Raw genomic sequence first — 15,407 nt, 5'->3', positions numbered from 1 at the left:
TCCCTTAAAGTTCACCAGCGCTTTACCTTTATCATCCACCCTGCTCACAGTGCATTTTTTCGGCGTTGCTTGCGCGAATACAGCTGTGGGACACCCATGGGAAACCTATCGTTTACCAAGGCGGTGGACACTTCGAAATCGGTGACGCCCCGCGCGGCCCGCCGGCACAACTTCACACGCTTTCTCTTCAGCACATTCTCTACAAGGAGCCTCTACGATAATGTCCCTGCCGCATCAGCTTCCCGGACCGAACGCAGACTTCTGGGATTGGCAGCTCCACAGCGCATGCCGTGGCGAAGCTTCCGAGGTGTTCTACCACCCGGATGGAGAGCGCGGACGCGCCCGCGCGCAGCGCGAGAACCGCGCGAAGGCGATCTGCTACACCTGCCCCGTCCTCGAGCAGTGCCGCGAGCACGCGCTCCGCGTCGCTGAGCCGTACGGCATCTGGGGCGGCATGAGCGAGTCCGAGCGCCAGGTGATCCTGCGCGGCGGGCACGGCAGCAGCGTGAAGGTGCCAGCTGCGGCCTCCGCAAAGTAGCGCCCACACAAAATGCCCCGGGACTTTAAGTCCCGGGGCATTTTGCCGGTCCAACCGGCGCGCGGTGAGTCTACCGCTGGTGCGCGTGGCCTGCGTGGCCAGCGGCACCTGCGGCCTCGTCCTCCTCGGCAGGCTTGGTCACCACGGATGCCTCCGTGGTGAGCACCATGCGGGCGATGGAGGTGGCGTTAACCACTGCGGAGTGGGTCACCTTCACCGGGTCGATGATGCCCTGCTCGACGAGGTTGCCGTACTCGAGCGTGGCGGCGTTGAAGCCCTCGTCGTTGTTCATCTCGGCGATCTTGGAGACAACGACGGAGCCGTCCAGGCCCGCGTTGTCAGCGATCCAGTACGCCGGCTTGCGCAGCGCGCGGGCGACGGCCAGCACGCCGACTTTCTGCTCGCCCGCGAACTGCTCGGCGTAGGACTCGAGCTCCTTCGCAATCTGCACGAGCGCGGAACCGCCGCCGGCGATCACGCCCTCCTGCACCGCGGCGCGCGCGGCGTTGATGGCGTCCTCGACGCGCAGCTTGCGCTCGTTGACCTCGGTCTCGGTGGCGGCGCCGACGCGGATGACAGCGACGCCGCCGGACAGCTTGGCCAGGCGCTCCTCTGCCTTCTCCCGATCCCAGGTGGAATCGGTGGACTCGATCTCGCGACGGATCTGGTTGCGACGCTCCTCGATGGCCTCGGCCGTCCCCGCGCCGTCGACAAGCACTGTGTCGTCTTTGGTCACGGTGACGCGGCGTGCGCGGCCGAGCTGGTCGAGGGTGGCGTCCTTGAGGTTGACGCCGACCTCCGGGTCAATGACGGTGGCCTGGGTGACCACGGCCAGGTCGTCCATGAACGCCTTGCGGCGCTCGCCGAAGTACGGCGCCTTGACGGCGGCGACCTTCAGGGTCTTGCGCATCGTGTTGACCACGAGGGCCTGCAGCGGCTCGCCCTCGACGTCCTCCGCGATGATCAGCAGCGGCACGGACGCCTCCGCGATCTGCTCCAGCAGCGGCAGGAAGTCCGGCAGCGACGAGATCTTGTTGCGGACCAGCAGGACGCGCGCGTCCTCGAGCACGGCCTGGCCGGCGTCCGGATCCGTCATGAAGTACGGCGACAGGAAGCCCTTGTCAAAGGAGATGCCCTCGGTGAGGTCCACGTAAGAGTCGATGGACTGGGACTCCTCGACGGTGAGCACACCGTCCTTGCCCACCTTGTCCATCGCGCCGGCGACCATCTCGCCGACCTCCGGGTCGCGAGAGGACACGGTAGCCACGTTCGCGATCTCGGCGAATGCGGAGACCGGGGTGGCGCGCTCGCGCAGCTCCTCGACGACCTTCTCGGCCGCAGCGGAGATACCCTTGTTCAGCTCGATCGGGTTCGCGCCCGCGGCAACGTTGCGCAGCCCCTCGGACACGAGCGCCTGCGCGAGCAAGGTCGCGGTGGTGGTGCCGTCACCAGCGATGTCGTTGGTCTTGACGGCGACGGACTTGACCAGCTGCGCGCCGAGGTTCTCAAACGGATCCTCGAGGTCGATGTCGCGCGCGATGGTCACGCCGTCATTGGTCACGGTCGGGCCGCCCCAGGACTTGGAGAGGACCACGTTGCGGCCGCGCGGGCCGAGGGTGACCTTGACTGCGTCGGCGAGGATGTCCACGCCGCGCTGGATGCCCTCGCGGGCCTCCTGTTCAAAAGCGATAAGTTTTGCCATTGGTGGCTAAGCCCCCTTCGCTTACTTTTCGACGACAGCGAGCAGGTCGCGAGCAGACAGCAGCAGGTACTCCTCGCCGTTGTACTTCAGCTCGGTGCCGCCGTACTTGGAGAACACGACGGTGTCGCCCTCCTTGACGTCCGGGGCGACGCGGTTGCCGTTGTCGTCCAGACGACCCGGACCAACAGCGATGACGACGGCTTCCTGCGGCTTCTCAGCGGCAGAGTCCGGGATAACCAGGCCGGAGGCGGTGGTGGTTTCAGCCTCTGCGATCTGGACGAGAACCTTGTCTTCCAGCGGCTTGATATTGACGTTTGCCATAATCGGTACCTTGGTGACCTTTCGTGATGTTGCGTTGCAATCTTGCAGGTTTTGCAGTTGTCTCGATTGTCTCGATGCGCAGCCGTCGTCGCGGGTAAACAACTGTGCTCTACACAACCTGGTTAGCACTCTACCCACACGAGTGCTAAGTCACAACAACACGGCCCCCCGAAATCGCTACTGCGCGTGATCCGCGTTCAGTACCGCGTTGCGCCAGAGCTCGTATTCCTCCGGATTGTCCTCACGGTAATTCTGCACCGCGCGGATCGCCTGATCCACAGACTCGATGGTGCGCTCCTCCACGCTCTTGCCCTCGCGGTTGGTAAAGATGACCGGTCCGCAGATCGCGCGGGTCGGGTCCGTGAGAAACGCCGGGTTGTTCGTCGCCGCGGTGTTGCGCGCCAAAGAGGCCACCGGGTTCGGCTCCGCGCCCTGAGCGCGAGCCTCCGGGTTGAACAGCGCGTGGAAGCGGTTGCCTTCCTGCTCAAATGCGACGTCAACAAAGTCGTCGTGCATCCCGCCAAGGAAGTCACGCGCCGTGTCCTCATCAAACACGATGCGGCGGTAGCTCAGGTCCGGCGACACCAGGAAGCCGAACCGCTCCCGGTCCGCCTGCTCCGGATTCGTCGTGGTCTCCGGCGTGTGGCCCGTGGCGTGTGATGCATCAGTCATGGTCAGCAATCCTCCCTGGCGCAGTGCTGCTCTGGTGCAGTGATCTACTCTTGGCTCTACTCTCGCCCACCAACATAGTCACTCCCCAGCGTTTGTGCAGGAGCGAAAGCTCCTCCGGGCCAGGGGTCACGCGCCGACGAGCGGCGTTTCCACCTCGAGCGACGTGTCGGTGGCAGTGGACAGCGGGGACGGCTGCGCGCCCTCGTGGATGAGCTGGCCGGCCAGCGCAGCGATCATCACGCCGTTGTCCGTGCACAGCTTGAAGCGCGGAACCCGTAGCTCGATGCCGTGGGCCTCGCAGCGCTCGCGCGCGAGACCGCGCAGCCGCGAGTTGGCCGCCACGCCGCCGCCGAGCAGCAGCGTCCGTGCGCCGGTGTCCTCGCAGGCCATGACGGCCTTGGCGGTGAGCACGTCACACACCGCTTCCTGGAAGGAGGCACACACGTCCTCCATGCTGATGACGCGCCCCTCTCGCTCAGCGGCCTCCACGTAGCGGGCGACCGCGGTCTTCAGCCCGGAGAAGGAAAAGTCGAAGCGGTGCTCCCCACGCAGGTCCTGCGCTTTGAACAGGCCGCGCGGGAACGCGATGGCGTTCGGGTCACCCTGCGCCGCCAGCTTGTCCACCACGGGTCCGCCCGGGTACCCGAGGCCGAGGAGGCGGGCGACTTTGTCGTAGGCCTCGCCGGCGGCGTCGTCAAGCGTCGAGCCCATCTCCCGCATCGGGCGGCCCACGGCCTGGACCTCGAGCAGCTGGGTGTGGCCGCCGGAAACCAGCAGGGCGATGGAGTGCGGCAGCTCGGACTCGCCCTCCAGATTGGCCACCGCGACGTGGCCGCCGAGGTGGTTCACGCCGTAAAAGGGCACGCCCCAGGCGGCGGCGTACGCCTTCGCCGCGGACGCGCCGACCAGCAGCGCGCCGGCGAGGCCCGGGCCGACGGTCGCGGCGACGGCATCGGGTTTGGCAATGCCGGCCTCGCGCAGCGCGGCCTCCATGACCTGCGGCATGGCCTCGAGGTGGGCGCGCGAGGCGATCTCCGGCACCACGCCGCCGAAGCGCGAGTGCTGCTCCATCGAGGACGCGACGGCGTCCGCGAGGACCTCCATCGTCCCGTCCGGGTGCAGGTCCACGATGCCCACGCCGGTCTCATCGCACGACGATTCAATCCCCAGCACGATCATGCTTCCTGCTCCCCTTCTGGTGATGTATGACTTCCCCGCGCGGTCCTGCGGGGGCGCATCATAGCGTACGCGTCCGCGCCCGACGCCTGGTAATAGTTCTTGCGCACGCCGGTGGTGGCAAAGCCGTAGCGCTCGTACATGGCAATCGCGGGGGCGTTGTCTGTGCGCACCTCGAGGAACACGGGCCCGTCGAGCAGGTCGGCGGTGTGCAGGAGCTGGTCCATCAGTGCTCGGCCGACGCCGCGGCGCTGGTGCGCCGGGTCGACGCCGATGGTGTGGATCTCAAACTCGGGGTCCTCGCGCGGGCCCAGCATGGCCAGGCCGGCGTAGCCGATGAGCACGCCACCGTCAGTGTCGCCGTCAGTGTCGCCGCCATCGAAGGCGCCGACGTAGAAGGTGTGGCGCTGGGCAAACTCCGCCAGCAGCATCTTCTCGGTCCACGGCTGGTCGCCCGCAAACAGGGCTTGCTCCAGCTCGGCGACGCGGGCGGCGTCCGCCGGGACCAGTTCCCGAAACTGCACGTGCTCCCCTTACTTCCCCGACGCGCGGAACTGGGAGAGGTCCACCTCCGGCAGGGCGGGCGACCTCGGGGTCGCCTTCGGCGGGACGGCGTCCGGGCGGCGCAGGTAGTGCGGCACCAGCGGGCCGGGTGTCGCGGTGAGGTCGGCCGCGGCGAGAAGACCGGCGGTGGTTGGCGCCTGGTAGGTCACCCGCTCCGCCTGCGCCGTGAGTTGTTCGGGGAGCTGCTCGGCGAGCTGCTCGGGGACCGAGCAGACCGCCACCGGCGGGCACTCCAACGCCGCCGGGGCCACCACGTCGGGGCCGTCTACGCGCGCGCCGGCGTCGTAACGCGCCCAGTACACCTCGCGCCTGCGGGCGTCGGTGACCACGAGGGCCGAGGGGGCGTCCAGCAAAGCGGCGACCGCGTCGTGCGTGACCACGCCGTGGACGGGGACGCCCAGAGCCTGGCCGAACGCGGACGCCGTTGCCATCCCCACGCGCAGACCGGTGAACGGGCCAGGGCCGCAGCCCACCACGATGGCGTCGATGTCCGCAAACGCGCGACCCGCGCCCTGAAGAAGCTGCGTCACCGTGGGGACGAGCAACTCGTTGTGGGCGCGGGTGGCGGTCACGGACTCCGCGATTACCTCGCAGGAATTAGGGCTGGCGGGGTCAGCGGGGTCGGGGACCTCCGCCAGGCCCGCGACCAGATCTGTCGTTGCCGTGTCGAGTGCGAGTACAAGCATTACTGCGCCGGCATCATGAACCACTTGCCGCCCTGCTTGCCCACGATGATCGGGGTCTGCAGCGGGTACGCAGTGGTGGCCGGGGCCTGGCAGATGTCCACGTAGCGCAGATCCACCTTGTCCAGACCCGGCTCGGCGTTTTCATCCTGCTTCAGCAGCGCGACGTACGCGGTGTTCTTCTCGTCATCGCTGGCGTTCTCGTCGGCGCTCATCTCCAGGTCGTCCTGGGAGAGGTGCAGTGCCTCCAGCTTGCTGTTCAGCAGCTCCGGCGGCTCAGTCGGGCACAGGGTGGTAAAGCCCATGTACTGCTCTGCGTCGTAAATCTGGCTCGGGTCCAGCATCTGCCCCATGAGCGCGTCGCCGCTCGGGTTGAGCTCCTCGATGGAGTCCTGCAGCGAGTTCGTCGGCGTTGCGGAGGCTGCCTGCGCATTCGGGCGGGACATGGGGATGAAAATCATCGCGACGAGCAGCACGACCCACAAAGCGCAGGCCAGCGCAACCCATCCGCGGTTGGTGTTGGAGAGCTTCAGCATGGGCTAAAGCCTACATTGACTGACCAAGATCGCCAGTTTGCCCCTCACCCGGCTCGCCGCCGCGCCACTCCCAGCCAATAATGCGCCCCTCCGAGTCGGGGTCCTCGCGCACCATCGTCTCGCGGTCCAGCGTGACCAGCAGGTAGCGCGACCCGAGCTGCTCGATCAGTCCGCCGCCCCACTCCGCGACCACCACGGCCCGGTCCAGCTCCGTATCCAGGTCCAGCGCGTCAAGCTCGCCGAGCGGGTCGCCGCTCGAGCCCTCACCGAGCAGCCGGTACGCGTCGACGTGAATCAGCGAGGGGCCGCCGGACAGCGACCGATGCTCCCGCGCAATCACAAACGTCGGGCTGGTCACCCGCCCCTTCACGCCGAGCCCGTCCGCAATGCCCTGCGTCAGCGTCGTCTTCCCGGCGCCGAGCGGCCCGTCCAGAATCACCACATCGCCCGCGCGCAGGGTCGCGCCGAGCTCGCGGCCGAGCGCCTTCGTCTCAGCCGCAGTTTCGCACACTCGTTGCACGTGTCTCCCTCGCCTTTCGCTTATCGACGCCCCTCTCTTCCCTCCCCAACATACTCCCGCACCGTCCTGCCCTTGGGCGCGCACAGCACCTCGTAATTGATCGTGCCCACCGCGCCCGCCAGCTCGTCCGCGCTCACGCCGCCGTCGCCGAAGAGCACCGCCTCGTCCCCCGGGCGCACGGGGCTAGCGCCGGTGGCACCATCCGCGCCAAGCCACAGCACAATCTGGTCCATGCACACCCTGCCCACCTGCGGGTACCACTGCCCGCCGATGGTGGCTCCGAAGTGGTCCTGCCACGAGCGGCCCACCCCGTCGGCGTAGCCCACCGGGACGAGCGCCGTGTACCCGTCCTCCGGCGCCTGCCAGGTCAGGCCGTAGCTCACGGACTCGCCGCGCGCGATCTGCTTGACCGCCACCACGCGGGCCGCCCACGTCATCGCGGTCCGCAGCCCGTGGGTCTGGCCCGGCACCGGTTCATCGCCGTACAAGCTCAGCCCCGGTCGTACTTGCTCGCAGTGCGCCTCCGGGCAGGTCCACAGGGCCGGCGAGTTTGCGATGTGGTTGACCCGCGGGGCCAGGCCCGCCGCCCGCGCCTGCGCCTGGGCGCGGGCAAACGCGGCGAGCTGCTCCGCGGTAAACGGGTTGCCCGGGTCGTCCGCGCAGGCCAGGTGACTCATCAGGCCGACGACGCGGATCGCCCCTTCCGCCTCGGCGCGCGCCGCCCGTGCGAAGGCCTCGGGCCACGCGTCCTCGTCCAGCCCGGAACGGTTCATGCCGGTGTCCACGATGAGGTGGACGCGGGTGGGGGTGGGGGTCGCGGTGGCGTCGAGAAGCATGCCCAGGTGCGCAAGCGAGGGGACGCCGACCTCGATGCCGGCGGGGATCTCCTCGCCCGGGGTCCACAGCCAGGCCAGGACCGGCTTGTCGGTGAGCTGGGCGACCTGGCGGGCCTCCGCGAAGGTGGCGACACCGAACGCCTCCGCGCCGTTGCGGTCCATCACCGGCACGCAGCGCTGCACGCCGTGGTTGTAGGCGTCCGCCTTCACCACACACATCAGGCGCGCGGGCCCCGCCTGTGCTGCGAGGACGCGAGTGTTGTGCGCGATGGCATCAAGATCGATGCGGGTGACCAGCGGTTGCGGACGTGTTGGGTTCATGCACGCTATTGTGCACCACTCGCGACCGGTTTAAAGCAAGTGCAGGACGCCGAGCAGGATGAGCAAGGCGGACACCGCCCACGTCGCGGCCAGGGTCACCGTGTGGGGGTTCGAGCGCGCCCACGCAAACCCGCGGCCCGCCAGGCTCTCCGGGCGCGCGCGGACCCAGCCGACCAGCAGCGCGGACAAGGTTGGCAGCGACAGGGCCACGGTGGCGTAGAGGACCAGCGAGGTGTAGCGGATCTCCGGCGGAATACCCGCAGTGGAGAGCAGGGCCAGCCCGCCATAAAATGGCATCGAGGTGGCTGATTGCACCACACCGAGGATGAAGCCGGTGACCACCGTCAGGGCGTTTGGTTTGCGGAGCGTTTTCAAGATGGCGTCGATAAGCTTGCTGTTGTCCCCGCCCTTCAGCGCGAGCACCGCGGTGGCCAAGCCTGTGACCAGGAGGAGCACGCCGAAGATGGGGCCGTCGACGAAGTCGTGAACGAGGGGCCCGAGGCCGTCGAAAATAGCGAGCATGAGCAGGGCGAGGCTGGCCACGCCCAGCCAATCGCCCGCGATGAGCAGCGCCGTGATGGCTGCGTAGGTGCGGCTGTGGCGGGGCACCATGATGCCTACCGTCACGATGACGCCGATAAGCAGTAGGTTCACCGAATCGACGAATGCGAGCGAGAGTGCGCCGAGCATCCTGCCACCTCCTATCGTTCCCGGCTCACCCTAGCCGAAACGACGCGCGGGGCCGAAGCCGTGGACTGCGCACGTGCGACGCACTGCTCGAGTACCATTGTCGGCGTGTCTGCGAAGTTGAAGAATCTTTCCGAACTGTCCAAGCGCGGCCCGCACCGCGTCCTCGAGGGCGACCTGGGCTACACCGGCCTGCCCGGCAAGGTGTACGCGCCGGTGGAAGGCAAGGACCTGCCCGCCGTCGCCTTCGGGCACGACTGGACCAAGAAGGTCGGCGACTACCACCGCTTCCTGCGCCACCTGGCCAGCTGGGGCATCGTCGTCGCCGCGCCGAACACGGAAACGGGGCTGGCGCCCGACCACCGCGGCTTCGCCGCCGACCTCGAAACGGCGCTGCAGATCTGCGCGGGCGTGCGCCTGGGCAACGGCAACATTACGGTCTCCTCCGGCAAGCTCGGCATGGTCGGCCACGGCATGGGCGGCGGCGCCGCGGTGCTCGCCTCCGTGGACAACCCGCAGGTCCGCGCCGTTGCGTCGATCTACCCCGCAAACGTGGCTCCCTCCTCCACGGAGGCGGCGCGCTCCACGTTCGTGCCCGCGATGATCATCGGCCCAGGCCCCGAGGGCGACGCACTGTTTGATCCGGGCAACCCCGCGAAGCTGGCCTACAACTGGGCCGGTGACGCGTGCTACCGCACCATCAAGAAGGGCGACCAGCAGGAGTTTTCCGAGGACGGCCTGCTCAAGCGCGTCCTCGGGCTGGGCAAGTCCAACCGCAGCATCCAGGAGACCGCGCGCGGCCTGGTCACCGGGTTCCTCCTGCACCAGCTCGGCGGGGAGAACAAGTACTCCGCCTACTCCGACCCGGAGGCCGCGGGCGGCAGCGTGAAGTCGCTGGTGGGCGACGACCTGGCAGAGGCCGCCGGGCTGAGCCGCGACGACAGCGGGTTCTCGCTGTTCTAGGCACGTTTGAGGCACGTTTTAGGCACGTTTTAGGCGCAGCCTCGCGATCATCCCTACCGTGGGCGCCTCCCGTTCGGTGGCTCGCGGCGCAGCACCGCCCGGATCGGCTTCTGCCCGTCCTCCGGCGGTTGTAGCAGCTTGGATGTCTTGAGCGGGTAGCTGTACTCTCCGCGCGGCACGACCAGCGGTGGCTTGTTCGGGTTCGCCTGCGCCATCGCGTGGTACTTCGCGGTCTGCGCCATTTTGCGCTGGTTGTCTCTGAGCATGGCCTCGAAATCCAGCATGCGCTTCTGGGTACGTCGCCGGTACTGCTCGGCAAACTCTGCGAAATCCATCACCATTCCCCTGTCTTCTTGATTGCCCACGGTTCATGCGCGTCCTGCGCTGGTTGCTCGGTGTGTTCAGGCTCTGCTGTGTGTTCGGTTTGTCCTTCGTGCTGCTCCGGTTGCGGTTCGACGACCGGGTCAGCGGCAGCCGGTGGCTCGGGAGCCTGGGCCGCTTCGGTCGGCGCGCCCTCCAGGTGCGCGACCTTCTCCGGCGGCGGGGCCGGCTCCTCCACCTGCGCAAGCTCAGGTGGCGGCGGGATCACGCCGTCCTCGGGCACAGGTTCGGGCTCGGGCACCGGTTCGGGCTCGGGCTCCGGCGTCGGTTCAGGCTCTGGCTCGGGCACCGGCTCTGGCTCTGGCTCCGTGACTTCGTGCGTACAGCACTCCGCCCCGGGGCACTCCGCCACCGCGTCGAGCGAGGCCGCAAAACAGTCGAGCCCCTCGAGCACCGCCGCGGCGCCGACCTGCACCAACGTGCCGACCCACGCAGAGGAATCCGAGGAAACCTGCTGCACAGGGGGCTGGAACTGCGACACCGTCTCGCAGTCCACTGCCTCAAGCCCCGCGTTGACGGCGCCGTCGAGCGCGTAGTTGAAGTTCACCTCAATGTTCATCGGCGGCATCTGCGGCGCTGGCGGCTGGACCACCTGCGGGAACACCCCGGCGCCAGCGCCCAACGCGGCGGACGCCGCCGACGTCGCGGCCTGTGACGCGGAGAGGCTCGCTACGCCCACGCCCACCGGAGCGGGACGCTCAACGCACCGCGACTCGAAGCGGGGGCACTCGCGCTGGGCCGGGGGCTCCGGTACCGGTGCCGGCGCTGGCTCCGGTGCGACAGCCGGCGGCGCCACAGGCTGCGGCGCCGGCTTCGGGGAGGGAGCCTGAACCGGTTCCGTGCACTGCGCAGCAACCGTCCCGGCCGCGCTCGCGCCCACGCCTCCCGCCGCGCCCGCGCCACAGGCACCGCCGCCGTACTCCACCGCGGGTGCCGGCTGCCGCTCAGCGACCTGCTCCACGCACTTCGCGATCGTGTCCAGGCAGTCCTCGATCACGCAGTTGCGGTCCGACGCGGTCGCATTCGCCTGCGTGAGCGCACCAATCGCCACGTCAATGACCTGGTCGGTGAGCTGCGGGAACCCGAACTTCACAATCATCTCCAGCATGGTGCACACCGGGGAGAGCATCTCCTGCATCGCGATGTCGCCCGTCGCGCACACGTCCTCGATGGCCTTGCAGCACTCCTCGATCTGCCCGCCGACCTCATCGACCTGCGTGAAGTGCTCGGCTTCCCGCTCGGTGTCCGAGGACTCGCGCGCGGTAATGCCCACCTCGTCGAACCAGGGCCCGCAGATCGGCTCGCCTGTGGGACCGCGGCCGCCGCCGGGAGGCCCGAAGATGTCAGTCCCCAGGCTCCCGCCCGTGCGCACACTGCCCGTGCCACCGCACCGGGCGCGCAGCTGCGCGCCCGTCTGCGCGAACTGGCTAAGGTTCTGGCCCCGCAGCCTGTCGATGCTGCAGAGGAGCTCGTTCGCCATCCCCTGCGCGGTCGCACGTTTGCTTGGACACGCCACCGGCGCCGCCGAAATCAGCGACATCATCCGCTGCACTTCTGCCTCCACCGCCGTCACGAGAGCACCTCCCCGGCGCCAATCCCCGGCCCGAAGCCGGACGCGTTGCCCTCGTCCGTGCTCGCCACGTCGGAGGCCAGCTGCATGATGCGTTCCCAGTTGTGTGTGCGGGTGCGTAAGTAGGCGGACGTGGTGGCGTCGATAAGCTCGAGCGCCGCCGCTATTCGCACCCCCTGACTCGCAAACCCCTGGCCAAAGCTCGCGGGCTCAACCCGCGCGGGATGCGCCGCGATGGCCTCCCCCGCCGCCTCGTACGCGCCGATGGCTTGCGTGTAATGCTCGCGAACCGCCTCAACATCGACGTCGACGCCGTGCTGCGATGCGCTCATTGTTCCACCCCCATGATGTCCCCCGACCCGCGTGCGCGGGCCGCTGTTTTTGTTGTCCCCTTATTAGACGCAGCCACACCCCCTCCGGTTCCCTCTCCCCGGAAACTTTTTCAAACCCCTTGTTTCCGGGGAGAGGGAACCGACTGCGCGGGACGCCTGCTCGCAGACTACACGGCCGCGACCACGGCGGCGAGGCGACCGGCCACCTCGCGTGCGTGCTTCTCGTCCGAAGCCTCCACCATCACGCGGAAGATCTCCTCGGTGCCGGAGGCGCGCAGCAGGACGCGGCCCTGGTCTCCCAGCTCCGCCTCTGCGGCTTCCTTCGCGGCGATGACCTCCGGGTCCCTGAGAATGGCGGACTTATCCGACACCGGCACGTTGATCAGCTGCTGCGGCAGCACCTGCATCACCTGCGCCAGCTCGGCGAGCGTCTTGCCGGTCTCCGCCATGCGCGCCATGAGCAGCAGGCCGGACAGCGTGCCGTCGCCAGTCGTGGCGTGCGCGGGCACGACGATGTGCCCGGACTGCTCGCCGCCGAGGGAGAAATCGTCGGCATTAAGCGCCTCAAGCACGTAGCGGTCGCCCACCGCAGTCTCCTTCACGGTGATGCCCTCACGCTTCATGGCAAGCTTCAGGCCCAGGTTGCTCATCACGGTAGCCACCAGCGTGTTGTCCGCCAGGGAGTTACGTTCCTTCATGCCGGTAGCCAGGATGGCCATGATCTGGTCGCCGTCGACGATGTTGCCCTCCGCATCCACGGCCAGGCAGCGGTCCGCGTCGCCGTCGTGCGCCAGCCCGATGTCTGCGCCGTGCTCAACCACGGCCTTCTGGATCTGATCCATGTGGGTCGAGCCGGAGCCGTCATTAATGTTGAAGGCGTTCGGAGCGTTGTGGATCGCGGTCACTTCGGCGCCCGCGGCCTCGTACGCCTTCGGGGCGACTTCCGACGCCGCGCCATTGGCACAGTCCACCACGACCTTAATACCGCTGAGGTCGGTGGTCATCGCCTCGGCGAGGTGCGCGAGGTAGCGCTCCTGCGCGTCCGGCGCCTCCTCGATCACGCGGCCGATGCCTGTGCCGGTGGGGCCGGTCTCCTCCAGCGTGGCCATGGTCCGCTCGATCTCGTCCTCAACGTCGTCCGGCAGCTTCTTGCCACCCGCGGAGAAGAACTTGATGCCGTTATCCGGCATCGGGTTGTGGGAGGCGGAAATCATCACGCCGATGTCCGCGCCGTAATCATCAGTCAGGAACGCCAGGCCCGGCGTAGGAATCACGCCGACGCGGAGCACGTCCACGCCTTTCGACGCCATCCCCGCCGCCATGGCCGCCGCCAGCATCTCGCCGGAAACGCGCGGGTCACGCCCAATCAGGGCGGTCGGGCGGCGCTTGGTGGAGCGCCGGTCGCGCGTCAGCACGGTCGCGGCCGCCGCGCCAAGTTTCATTGCCAGGGACGCCGTGAGCTTCTCGTTTGCAAGTCCACGGACGCCGTCAGTTCCAAACATTCGAGTCATACGGACAATTATGCAGCACACCCCGGCGGCGTACAGGTCCCACCCCCACCAACGACAAAACGCCGCCACCCCAGTTGAACGGGGCGACGGCGTAAAGCCTTGCAGTAATGGAAGCGATTAACGCTTGGAGTACTGCGGTGCGCGACGGGCCTTGTGCAGACCTGCCTTCTTGCGCTCGACGGCACGTGCGTCACGGGTGAGCAGGCCGGCCTTCTTCAGGGTCGGGCGCTCAGCCGGGTTGTACACGTTGAGTGCGCGGGCGATGGCCAGACGCAGTGCGCCTGCCTGGCCGGTCGGGCCGCCACCGTTGAGGTTGGCCTTGATGTTGAACTGGCCTTCGCGCTCGAGCAGCGTCAGCGGCAGGAGGATGTCCTGCTGGTGCAGCTTGTTCGGGAAGTACTCCTCGAACTCACGGCCGTTGACGGTGATCTTGCCCTCGCCCTCGGTCACGGTGATGCGAGCGATTGCGCGCTTACGGCGACCGACGGTCTGGATCGGACCCTCGTGCAGGTTCACCGGCTCGGCGACGGTCTCCTCGGACTCGTCAACCTCGGGCGCAACTGCGTCGCCGATGGTGTAGTTGAATTCCTCGGTTGCGGCGGTGGCGGCGTCGATGTCGCCAGCGTCTGCAACGTTGTTCTCTGCGTTGGTGTTCGGCTCGGTCATTACTGTGCCACCTGCTTAAACTCGTAGGTTTCCGGCTTCTGCGCAGCGTACGGGTGCTCGTCGCCGACGAAGACGTGAAGCTTCTTGATGGACTGACGGGAAAGCTTGTTGTGCGGCATCATGCCCTTCACAGCTTCCTCGATCACGCGGTCCGGACGCTCGTCCAGGGCGCGGCCCAGGGTCATGGACTTCAGACCACCCGGGTAACCGGAGTGGCGGTAGCGCATCTCACGATCGCGCTTGTTCGAGGAGATGTGGATCTTGTCGGCGTTGATCACGATGACGTGATCGCCGGTGTCAACGTTCGGTGCGAACTGCGGCTTGTGCTTGCCACGCAGGATGTCCGCTGCGGTGGAAGCGAGCTTGCCCAGCACCACGTCGGTTGCGTCGATGACGTACCACTTACGGGTAATGTCATCGCTCTTCGGGTGGTAAGTAGACATGCATGACTCCTTAAAGTCTGTCTAGATGGCTGCCGGCCATACTTCGGTGCCCGCGCCCCCAACGGCGGCCGGTGGAGACCCGATGGGCGCGTCGCCGGTTCAAACCGGCAGGACACACAGGGGTATAACCATACGCGATACTCGCCCTTACTCCAAAACAGCGAAGCGCCGCCGCAGGATCCCCCAATCCCACGGCGGCGCTCACGTTTCCCCCTGTATTGATTCCCCCGAATCTTCCCCCGAGACCCCCTGTTAGCCCCAGCTGTTTGCTGCGGCGTTGTTAACGGCGCTCATGGTGTTGTTGCCGTCCTCGACGGTGTTGGCGATCTGATTGAGGATCTCGTTGAGATCCGCCGCCGCCTGATCCCACTTGGCCTGGTGCGCCATGTAGCTGGTCGCGGCCTCGCCTTCCCAGGTCGCCGTCATCGGACGGATGACCTCCTTAAGCTCGTTGAGCTGGCCGTTGATGGTGGCGGCGGAGGTGCGGATGTCCTGGGCGGTGCTGCCGATCTGGCCAAAGTCGTACTTGATGTGCATGTCAGTGGTGTCCTTTCGGTGAGGTGTGAGTTGTGGTTACAGCGCCAGTCCCGCGGAGCCGGACAGCTGGTCCAGGCTCTCGGTGGTGGTCACGTCGGTGTTCTCGTAGTGCTTGGCGTTGTCGCGGATGTTGTGCGAGATGTCCGTCAGCGCCTCGGTGAGTCGGCGCTGGGCGTCGTCGTAACGCATCATCAAGCCGTCGAAGCTGCGCTGCGCGCTGCCCTGCCAGAACGTGCGGACGGACTCGGCGACCCCCTGGATCCGGTCGATCTCGCGGTTGACGTCCGCGTTGACGGAGTCAGCGTGGTCTGCCGTGGAGCGCATCACATCGGCTTCAGTCTGAAAGTTGCTCATGGTTCCCCCTCGTATCAAGAGTGTCTGGTTGGCAAACAGTCACTGTGTTGTGCTGTTCATATATTGGACGTAAAAAGATGCCCGTCGGTTCCCT

General features: G+C 67.4%; 20 protein-coding genes. 2 read left to right on the top strand and 18 right to left on the bottom strand.

The window, feature by feature from the left end; all coding sequences use genetic code 11:
• The first annotated feature begins 220 nt into the window (after positions 1 to 220).
• Positions 221 to 538 (top strand): WhiB family transcriptional regulator, encoded by a 318-nt coding sequence (locus tag CKJ85_RS03260; RefSeq protein WP_095546773.1) that lies wholly within the window; start codon positions 221 to 223, stop codon positions 536 to 538.
• 70 nt (positions 539 to 608) lie between these two features.
• Here the strand turns inward: CKJ85_RS03260 and groL are convergent, their stop codons facing one another.
• The 10 genes from groL to CKJ85_RS03210 all read right to left on the bottom strand — a co-directional run bounded on the left by groL (position 609) and on the right by CKJ85_RS03210 (position 8,559).
• On the bottom strand, positions 609 to 2,240 hold the full coding sequence (gene groL / locus CKJ85_RS03255; RefSeq protein WP_095553391.1) for a chaperonin GroEL: 1,632 nt from the start codon (positions 2,238 to 2,240) through the stop codon (positions 609 to 611).
• A gap of 21 nt (positions 2,241 to 2,261) precedes the next feature.
• Entirely contained in the window at positions 2,262 to 2,561 is a 300-nt protein-coding gene (groES, locus tag CKJ85_RS03250) for a co-chaperone GroES (protein WP_038588532.1), read from the bottom strand.
• Between the two features lie 177 nt (positions 2,562 to 2,738).
• Positions 2,739 to 3,233: a hypothetical protein gene (locus CKJ85_RS03245; protein WP_233125644.1), complete on the bottom strand. Its 495-nt coding sequence runs from the start codon at positions 3,231 to 3,233 to the stop codon at positions 2,739 to 2,741.
• 126 nt (positions 3,234 to 3,359) lie between these two features.
• Positions 3,360 to 4,412 (bottom strand): tRNA (adenosine(37)-N6)-threonylcarbamoyltransferase complex transferase subunit TsaD, encoded by a 1,053-nt coding sequence (gene tsaD, locus CKJ85_RS03240; protein ID WP_095553390.1) that lies wholly within the window; start codon positions 4,410 to 4,412, stop codon positions 3,360 to 3,362.
• Positions 4,409 to 4,933, bottom strand: a complete 525-nt coding sequence (gene rimI / locus CKJ85_RS03235) for a ribosomal protein S18-alanine N-acetyltransferase (RefSeq protein ID WP_095553389.1) — start codon at positions 4,931 to 4,933, stop codon at positions 4,409 to 4,411. The genes tsaD and rimI overlap by 4 nt, the downstream gene beginning before the upstream one ends.
• 9 nt (positions 4,934 to 4,942) lie before the next feature.
• The gene (tsaB, locus tag CKJ85_RS03230; RefSeq protein WP_095553388.1) at positions 4,943 to 5,659 is read right to left on the bottom strand and encodes a tRNA (adenosine(37)-N6)-threonylcarbamoyltransferase complex dimerization subunit type 1 TsaB; all 717 of its coding nucleotides are present in this window, start codon (positions 5,657 to 5,659) and stop codon (positions 4,943 to 4,945) included.
• Positions 5,659 to 6,192: a hypothetical protein gene (locus tag CKJ85_RS03225; protein ID WP_095546778.1), complete on the bottom strand. Its 534-nt coding sequence runs from the start codon at positions 6,190 to 6,192 to the stop codon at positions 5,659 to 5,661. Before CKJ85_RS03225 ends, tsaB begins: the two co-directional genes overlap by 1 nt.
• A gap of 10 nt (positions 6,193 to 6,202) precedes the next feature.
• Entirely contained in the window at positions 6,203 to 6,712 is a 510-nt protein-coding gene (tsaE, locus tag CKJ85_RS03220) for a tRNA (adenosine(37)-N6)-threonylcarbamoyltransferase complex ATPase subunit type 1 TsaE (protein WP_233125645.1), read from the bottom strand.
• A gap of 20 nt (positions 6,713 to 6,732) precedes the next feature.
• Positions 6,733 to 7,869 (bottom strand): alanine racemase, encoded by a 1,137-nt coding sequence (gene alr, locus CKJ85_RS03215; protein ID WP_095553387.1) that lies wholly within the window; start codon positions 7,867 to 7,869, stop codon positions 6,733 to 6,735.
• Positions 7,870 to 7,899: 30 nt separating this feature from the next.
• Entirely contained in the window at positions 7,900 to 8,559 is a 660-nt protein-coding gene (locus CKJ85_RS03210; RefSeq protein ID WP_095553386.1) for a hypothetical protein, read from the bottom strand.
• 105 nt (positions 8,560 to 8,664) lie between these two features.
• Between CKJ85_RS03210 and CKJ85_RS03205 the strand changes: the two genes are divergently transcribed.
• On the top strand, positions 8,665 to 9,519 hold the full coding sequence (locus CKJ85_RS03205; RefSeq protein WP_095537263.1) for a dienelactone hydrolase family protein: 855 nt from the start codon (positions 8,665 to 8,667) through the stop codon (positions 9,517 to 9,519).
• A 53-nt stretch (positions 9,520 to 9,572) separates the two neighbouring features.
• Here the strand turns inward: CKJ85_RS03205 and CKJ85_RS03200 are convergent, their stop codons facing one another.
• The 8 genes from CKJ85_RS03200 to CKJ85_RS03165 form a co-directional block, all read right to left on the bottom strand.
• Positions 9,573 to 9,854 (bottom strand): hypothetical protein, encoded by a 282-nt coding sequence (locus tag CKJ85_RS03200; protein WP_133064017.1) that lies wholly within the window; start codon positions 9,852 to 9,854, stop codon positions 9,573 to 9,575.
• Positions 9,854 to 11,473, bottom strand: a complete 1,620-nt coding sequence (locus CKJ85_RS12085; RefSeq protein ID WP_198947137.1) for a hypothetical protein — start codon at positions 11,471 to 11,473, stop codon at positions 9,854 to 9,856. Before CKJ85_RS12085 ends, CKJ85_RS03200 begins: the two co-directional genes overlap by 1 nt.
• Positions 11,470 to 11,802, bottom strand: coding sequence for a hypothetical protein (locus CKJ85_RS03190; RefSeq protein ID WP_095546780.1), 333 nt, complete (start codon positions 11,800 to 11,802; stop codon positions 11,470 to 11,472). Before CKJ85_RS03190 ends, CKJ85_RS12085 begins: the two co-directional genes overlap by 4 nt.
• 167 nt (positions 11,803 to 11,969) lie before the next feature.
• Positions 11,970 to 13,313, bottom strand: a complete 1,344-nt coding sequence (gene glmM / locus CKJ85_RS03185; protein WP_095553385.1) for a phosphoglucosamine mutase — start codon at positions 13,311 to 13,313, stop codon at positions 11,970 to 11,972.
• 117 nt (positions 13,314 to 13,430) lie between these two features.
• Positions 13,431 to 13,979, bottom strand: a complete 549-nt coding sequence (rpsI, locus tag CKJ85_RS03180) for a 30S ribosomal protein S9 (protein ID WP_095277824.1) — start codon at positions 13,977 to 13,979, stop codon at positions 13,431 to 13,433.
• Complete coding sequence (gene rplM, locus CKJ85_RS03175; protein WP_095553384.1) at positions 13,979 to 14,422, bottom strand: 50S ribosomal protein L13; 444 nt, start codon at positions 14,420 to 14,422, stop codon at positions 13,979 to 13,981. Before rplM ends, rpsI begins: the two co-directional genes overlap by 1 nt.
• A gap of 252 nt (positions 14,423 to 14,674) precedes the next feature.
• Complete coding sequence (locus CKJ85_RS03170; RefSeq protein WP_095277827.1) at positions 14,675 to 14,959, bottom strand: WXG100 family type VII secretion target; 285 nt, start codon at positions 14,957 to 14,959, stop codon at positions 14,675 to 14,677.
• Between the two features lie 36 nt (positions 14,960 to 14,995).
• The gene (locus CKJ85_RS03165; RefSeq protein WP_095277829.1) at positions 14,996 to 15,313 is read right to left on the bottom strand and encodes a WXG100 family type VII secretion target; all 318 of its coding nucleotides are present in this window, start codon (positions 15,311 to 15,313) and stop codon (positions 14,996 to 14,998) included.
• Between the last annotated feature and the right edge of the window lie 94 nt (positions 15,314 to 15,407).

It is taken from the genome of Corynebacterium sp. NML 150383, from assembly GCF_002285085.1.
GTDB classification, from domain to species: Bacteria; Actinomycetota; Actinomycetes; order Mycobacteriales; family Mycobacteriaceae; genus Corynebacterium; species Corynebacterium gottingense.
The sequence above is the reverse complement of the archived record's forward strand: the minus strand, read 5'-3'. Positions and strand labels throughout refer to the sequence as shown.